Here is a 6,435-nt window from a genome sequence, read left to right as displayed (position 1 = left end):
CGATCGGCGCCGAGGCGCTGTCGTCGAGGGTCAGCGTGACGGGGCTCTGGTAGACGTCACGCAGTTGGGCCAGGGTCAGTTGGCCGGGAATCAGGTTCAGCGCGGTCATGCTTGTGCTCCTTTTGAGAGGTTCTTGTTCATTCACCAGACGCTCCGGAGAGTTCCGTTGTCCGTCGCTTCCCGCCTTGTGGGCGGGCTGGCGCCTTGGCACGCTGGTTTGCGGGGGAATCAGTTCACGTCGGGCAAGGCCTTGCGCAACAGTTCCGGGGCTTTCAGGACACCGGCCGCACGGGCAATGTCCGGCGCCAGCCAACGATCCTGGTCGTAGGCCGGCACGTGCTCGCGCAGCAACCGCCAGGCCTTGCCGGTGCCGGCGCCGAAGCGCTGTTCTTTCAGGAACTCGAAGGCCTGGGCGGCCAGCAGGTACTCGATGGCGAGGATCTGCGTGCAGTTCTCCAGTGCGCGGTGCAGCTTGAGCGCGGCGTTGGTGCCCATGCTCAGGTGGTCTTCCTGAAGGCCCGAAGTCACATAGTTGTCGAGCACCGCCGGTTGCGCCAACTGGCGGTTCTCCGCGCACAGCGACGCGGCGACGTACTGCACGATCATCATCCCGGAGTTCACCCCAGGGTTGGCCACCAGGAACGCCGGCAGACCGCTGACGTGCGGGTTGACCAGACGATCCAGACGCCGCTCGGCGATCGAGCCGACCTCGGCCATGGCGATGGCCAGCAGGTCCGCCGCCAGCGCCACCGACTGCCCGTGCGGGTTGGCCTGGGACATCACCCGGAAATCGTCCGGCGTGCCCAGCAGCAACGGGTTGTCGGTGCAGCCGTTGAGTTCGGTCTCCACCTGGCGGACCGCGTGCGCCAACTGGTCGCGCGCCGCGCCGTGCACCTGGGGAATCGAACGGATGCTCAAGGCGTCCTGGGTGCGGATGCCCTTGCTCGACGCGATCACCTCGCTGCCGTCGAGCAGCGCCCGCAGGTTGACGCCCACCTGCTGCATGCCGGGGTGCGGCTTGAGCGCGATGATCTCGGCGTCGAACGCGGCGATCTGGCCGCGCTGGGCCTCGAAGCTCATGGCGCCGATCACGTCGGCCCATTGCACCAGACGCGTGGCGTCGGCGATGGCCAGGCAGCTCAGGCCGGTCATGCACGGCGTGCCGTTGACCAGGCACAGCCCGTCCTTCGCCCCCAACTGCACCGGCTGCAGGCCCTCTTCGGCCAGCGCCTGCTGCGCGGCGACGATCTGCCCGCGGTAGCTGACGTTGCCCACGCCCAGCAGCGCGATGCCGATGTGGGCCATGTGGGTCAGGTAGCCCACCGAGCCCTGGGACGGCACCTGCGGGGTGATGCCGCGGTTGAGCAGCGCCAGCAGCGCCTCGACCACCCGGCGGTGCACGCCGGACTTGCCCTGGCTGAAGTTGCGGATGGCCGCGCACAGGATCGCCCGCGTCTGCTCGTCGGCCAGCACCGGGCCGACGCCGCAGGCATGGCTGAGCAGGGTGTTGCGCGACAGCTGGCTGAGCTGTTCGTCCTTGAGCGACACGTTGCACAGCGCACCGAGGCCAGTGTTCACGCCATAGGCGCGTTCGCCGCTTTCGACGATGCGCTGGACGATGGCCTGGGCGTTCTCGATGCGTGCCCAGGCGCTGGCCGACAACTCGAGCGGCGCACCGTGACGGGCCACGGCGACCACATCCTGCCAACGCATCGGGGCGTCGGCGATAACGATTTTTTCAGCCTGGGACATCTAAAACCTCAACCTTGATAGGGATGCAGCGCTACTGGCCTCATCGCTGGCAAGCCAGCTCCCACAGGGATCGTGTGACCACTGAGAGATCTGTGGGAGCTGGCTTGCCGACGACGGGGCCCGTCAGACCACCGCAAAATTCAGATCAGACCACCGCCGCCCGCCGCTGCACGAAGCGGTCCACGTATTCGTCCGCCGGCGAGTGCAGGATTTCCTTCGGCGTGCCGACCTGGATCAGGCGGCCGTCCTTGAGGATCGCGATGCGGTTGCCGATGCGCACGGCCTCGTCGAGGTCGTGGGTGATGAACACGATGGTCTTGTGCAGGGTCTTCTGCAGCTCCAGCAACTGGTCCTGCATCTCGGCGCGGATCAGCGGATCGAGGGCGCTGAACGCCTCGTCCATCAGGATGATGTCGGTGTCCGCCGCCAACGCCCGGGCCAGGCCGACGCGCTGGCGCATGCCGCCGGAGAGCTGGTGCGGGTATTTGTTTTCGTAGCCCTTGAGGCCCACGGTGTTGATCCAGTGCAGCGCGCGCTCGGTGCACAGCTGCTTGCTTTCGCCGCGCACCTTCAGGCCGTAGGCGACGTTGTCCAGCACGCTCTTGTGCGGCAGCAGGCCGAAGCTCTGGAACACCATGCTGATCTTGTGCCGGCGAAATTCGCGCAAGGCGTCCATGTCGTACTGCAGGATGTCCACGCCGTCCACCAGGATCGCGCCGCTGGTGGGGTCGATCAGGCGGTTGAAGTGGCGCACCAGGGTCGACTTGCCGGAGCCGGACAGCCCCATGATCACGAAGATCTCGCCGGTGCCGATGCTCAGGGACAAGTCGTTGACCCCGACCACGCAACCGGTCTCGTTGAGCACCTGCTCCTTGGTCTTGCCCTGGCCGACCATGGCCAGCGCATCCTTGGCGCGGTTGCCGAAAATCTTGAAGACGTTCTTGACTTCGATCTTGCTCACGGTTGCGTTGCTCATTTGCTCACCTCATGCCGCGCACGACCGTAGGCCTGGGTAATGCGGTCGATGACCACAGCGAGAATCACGATGGCCAGACCGGCTTCGAGGCCGCGTCCGACGTTGAGGGTCTGGATGCCCACCAGCACGTCTTCGCCAAGGCCGCGGGCGCCGATCATCGAGGCGATCACCACCATCGACAGGGCCATCATCGTGGTCTGGTTGATCCCGGCCATGATGCTGGGCAGGGCCAGCGGCAGCTGCACGCCGAACAGTTGCTGCCAGCGGTTGGCGCCGAAGGCGTTGATCGCCTCCATCACTTCGCCGTCGACCTGGCGGATGCCAAGGTCGGTCAGGCGGATCAGCGGCGGCGCGGCGTAGATCACGGTGGCGAAGATCGCCGGCACCTTGCCCAGGCCGAACAGCATCAGCACCGGGATCAGGTACACGAAGCTGGGCATGGTCTGCATGATGTCGAGCAGCGGCATCAGCACCGAGCGCAGACGGTCGCTGCGCGCCGAGAGGATCCCCAGCGGCACGCCGATCAGCACCGAGATCAGCGTCGCCACCAGCATCAGCGCCAGGGTCTGCATGAGCTTGTCCCACAGGCCGACGGCACCGACCAGGAACAGCAGGCCGACGATCACGCCGGTGGTGACCACCTTGCGGGTGGCGTGCCAGGCGATGCCGGCGACGATGGCCAGCATCAGCCACCACGGCACGGCGCGCAGCAGGCCCTCAAGGTTGACGATGGCCCAGAGCAGGGTGTCGGAGATGTGGCGGAACACGTCGCCGTAGTTGGTGACCAGTTTGTCGACCCAACCGTTGACCCAGTCGGCGATGGAAAAGGTAAAGCTTTCGGGAAACATAAGCGGCTCTCAATCAGAAAACTCAGTCAAGCGATTGCGGCGAACACCCCGGCCAGCCTCTCGGTTGGCCGGGAGGAATTCGACCTACAGCGCCGCGTCGATTTTCTTGGCAGCGTCTTCACTGACCCACGCGTGCCAGACTTCAGGATGTTCCTTGAGGAAGATTTTCGCCAGCTTCGGCGACTCGATGCGTTCCTTCGCCATGCGGCCCAGGTTCTGGTTCAGCAGGTCGATCGGCAGGTTGACCTTCTCCAGCACGGACACCAGCTCCGGCGCCTCGTCGTGGAAGGTCTTGGACAGGCCGACCTTGATGGTCACGCTCTTGTCGACGCCGGCCTTCTCTTCCAGCTTCACCGCGTCGATCTGGCCCATCAGCGGGGTCGGCGACCAGTAGTAGAACAGGATCGGCTCGCCGCGCTTGTAGCTCGACAGCACCGCCGCATCCAGCGCGGGACCGGTGCCCGGGCGGAAGTTGGTGTAGCTGCTCTCCAGGCCGTAGCTCTTGAGCATCTCGGTGTTGTCCAGCTCGCAGGTCCAGCCGGCGGGGCAGTTGTAGAAGCGGCCCTTGGACGGTTCTTCGGCGTCCTTGAAGATCGCCGAGTACTTGCCAAGGTCAGCGATGTGCTTGAGGTCCGGCGCCTTGGCTTCGAGCTTGCGCTTGGCGTCGCCCTCGATCACGTAGCGCGGCACGTACCAGCCTTCGATGGCGCCCACCACAGGGGCACCGACGCCGACGACCTTGCCGGCCTTCTCAGCCTTGTTCCAGACCTCGCTGCGGCCGACCCACTCCTCGGCGAAGATCTGGATATCGTTGCTGCTCAGGGCGTTCTCCATGGTGATGGAGTTGCCCGGCAGGCTGTCGGTCTTGCAGTCGTAGCCTTTCTCCAGCACCACTTGCAGCACGTCGGTCAGCAGCATGCCGCTTTCCCAGTTCAGGCCGGCGAACTTCACCGGTTTGCCGGATTCGCACCAGCCGGCGGCCTGGGTGGCGCCGGCGCTGGCCAGAAGGCCCATGGAAAGCAGAGTGGTCAGCAGGGTCTTGTTCGATTTCATTGTTGTGACGCTCCTAATCATGAATTGGCTTACGGCAGTCAAGAGGCATCCAGCCCTGTCCACGTCCAAATCAGGCCTGCGCCGCAGCGCGACCGGCCCCGCTTGTTTTAGGTTGTACGGCGCTGTTCTGCTCGAGGGGCAGAATCAGGCGATCGGGCACTGCACCGTGCCACTTCTTGGCACACACATAGTAGAGGCCGGCGGGAAGCACCAGGCCGATGATCCAGGAAATGTCCACATCGCCCAGGGCGGCCACCAGCGGGCCGGTGTAGAACTTGGTCGAGATGAACGGCAGCTGCACCAGCACGCCGAACACATAGACGCTGATGCCCAGCACGTTCCAGCGGCCGTAGCGGCCGTTCGGATCGGCCAGCGCCGGCACGTCGTAGCGCTCGCGGGTGATGCAGTAGTAGTCCACCAGGTTGATGGCGCTCCAGGGCGTGAAGAACGCCAGCAGGAACAGGATGAACGACTTGAACGCCCCCAGGAACGAATGCTGGCCGAGCAGCGCGATCAGGGTCGCGGCGCCGACGATCACCAGCACGAACACCAGGCGCTGCATGCGGGTGACCGTCAGGTGGCCGCGGAAGCCGCTGATGATGGTCGCGATGCACATGAAGCTGCCGTAGGAGTTCAGCGTGGAGATGGTGACCTTGCCGAACGCGATGCTGAAGTACAGCAGCGCGGCGGTGGCACCGGTCCCGCCCAGACCGACGATGTAGGCGACTTCATGACCGGCGAATTGCCCGTTGGCCGAAGCGGCCGCGAACACACCGAGGATCATCGCAACCTGCGCGCCGATCACCGAACCTGCACCGGCGGCGAAGAAGGTCTTCACCGAAGACACCTTGCTCGGCAGGTAGCGCGAGTAGTCCGCCACGTACGGCCCGAAAGCGATCTGCCAGGAGGCCGCGAGCGACACCGCCAGCAGGAAACTGCTCCAGCTGAAGTGGCGGATTTCAAGAAGCGCGCCGACGTCCACCTGACTCATCAGACGGCTGAACAGATAAACGAAAGCGATCACGCCAATGGCGCTGGCGATGCGGCCGATCCAGTGAATCACCCGATAGCCGAGCACCGTGACCACGACGATGACGCTGGCGAAAAGCAGGATGCCGACGGTGTCGCTGACCCCGAACAACTGGCCCAGCGCCTGACCGGACAACACGGTCCCGGTGGCGGTGAAGCCGAGGTACATCAGGCACACCAGCACGATCGGAATCGCCGCGCCGTAGACGCCGAACTGCACCCGGCTGGAAATCATCTGCGGCAGGCCGAGCTTGGGCCCTTGCGCCGCGTGCAGCGCCATCACCCCGCCGCCCAGCAGTTGACCGATCAGCAGACCGATCAAAGACCAGAACACATCGCCGCCCAGCACCACGGCCAGGGCCCCGGTGACAATCGCGGTGATTTGCAGGTTGGCACCCATCCACAGGGTGAACTGACTGAACAGACGACCGTGTCTTTCCGCTTCCGGGATGTAGTCGATCGAACGCCTTTCGATCAACGGTTTGTTGCCTGCACGATCGGTGTTGCCTGCCATGATTCAACCTCTGTGGATTGTTTTAATTGTTCTGTCGGGCTTACTCGATTCCTGTGGGAGCTGGCTTGCCAGCGATGACGTAGGCACTTTAAACATCAATTCCAGCAGTGCCGCCGCAATCGCTGGCAAGCCAGCTCCCACAGGGATTTGCGTTACTTGCCGCCAGTGATCATCGGCAGGTTCAGGCCCTGCTCTTTGGCGCAGTCGATCGCAATCTGGTAACCGGCATCGGCGTGACGCATCACCCCGGTGCCCGGGTCGTT

At 64.6% G+C, this 6,435-nt stretch carries 6 protein-coding genes; all 6 read right to left on the bottom strand.

Annotated elements, in window-relative coordinates:
• Nucleotides 1-228: 228 nt before the first annotated feature.
• Nucleotides 229-1,752: a histidine ammonia-lyase gene (gene hutH / locus CAG41_RS27940; protein WP_085634131.1), complete on the bottom strand. Its 1,524-nt coding sequence runs from the start codon at nt 1,750-1,752 to the stop codon at nt 229-231.
• 145 nt (nt 1,753-1,897) lie between these two features.
• Nucleotides 1,898-2,728, bottom strand: coding sequence for a glycine betaine/L-proline ABC transporter ATP-binding protein (locus tag CAG41_RS27935; RefSeq protein ID WP_085586963.1), 831 nt, complete (start codon nt 2,726-2,728; stop codon nt 1,898-1,900).
• Entirely contained in the window at nt 2,725-3,576 is an 852-nt protein-coding gene (locus CAG41_RS27930; protein ID WP_085586962.1) for a proline/glycine betaine ABC transporter permease, read from the bottom strand. Before CAG41_RS27930 ends, CAG41_RS27935 begins: the two co-directional genes overlap by 4 nt.
• Nucleotides 3,577-3,660: 84 nt before the next feature.
• Nucleotides 3,661-4,629 (bottom strand): ABC transporter substrate-binding protein, encoded by a 969-nt coding sequence (locus CAG41_RS27925; RefSeq protein WP_085586961.1) that lies wholly within the window; start codon nt 4,627-4,629, stop codon nt 3,661-3,663.
• Between the two features lie 70 nt (nt 4,630-4,699).
• Nucleotides 4,700-6,172 (bottom strand): cytosine permease, encoded by a 1,473-nt coding sequence (locus tag CAG41_RS27920; RefSeq protein ID WP_085695451.1) that lies wholly within the window; start codon nt 6,170-6,172, stop codon nt 4,700-4,702.
• Between the two features lie 152 nt (nt 6,173-6,324).
• Nucleotides 6,325-6,435, bottom strand: a 111-nt coding sequence (locus CAG41_RS28985) for a hypothetical protein (RefSeq protein ID WP_256575613.1), incomplete at its 5' end; no start/stop codon positions are given.

It is taken from the genome of Pseudomonas sp. B35(2017), from assembly GCF_002113645.1.
GTDB lineage: Bacteria > Pseudomonadota > Gammaproteobacteria > Pseudomonadales > Pseudomonadaceae > Aquipseudomonas > Aquipseudomonas ekonensis.
The sequence above is the reverse complement of the archived record's forward strand: the minus strand, read 5'-3'. Positions and strand labels throughout refer to the sequence as shown.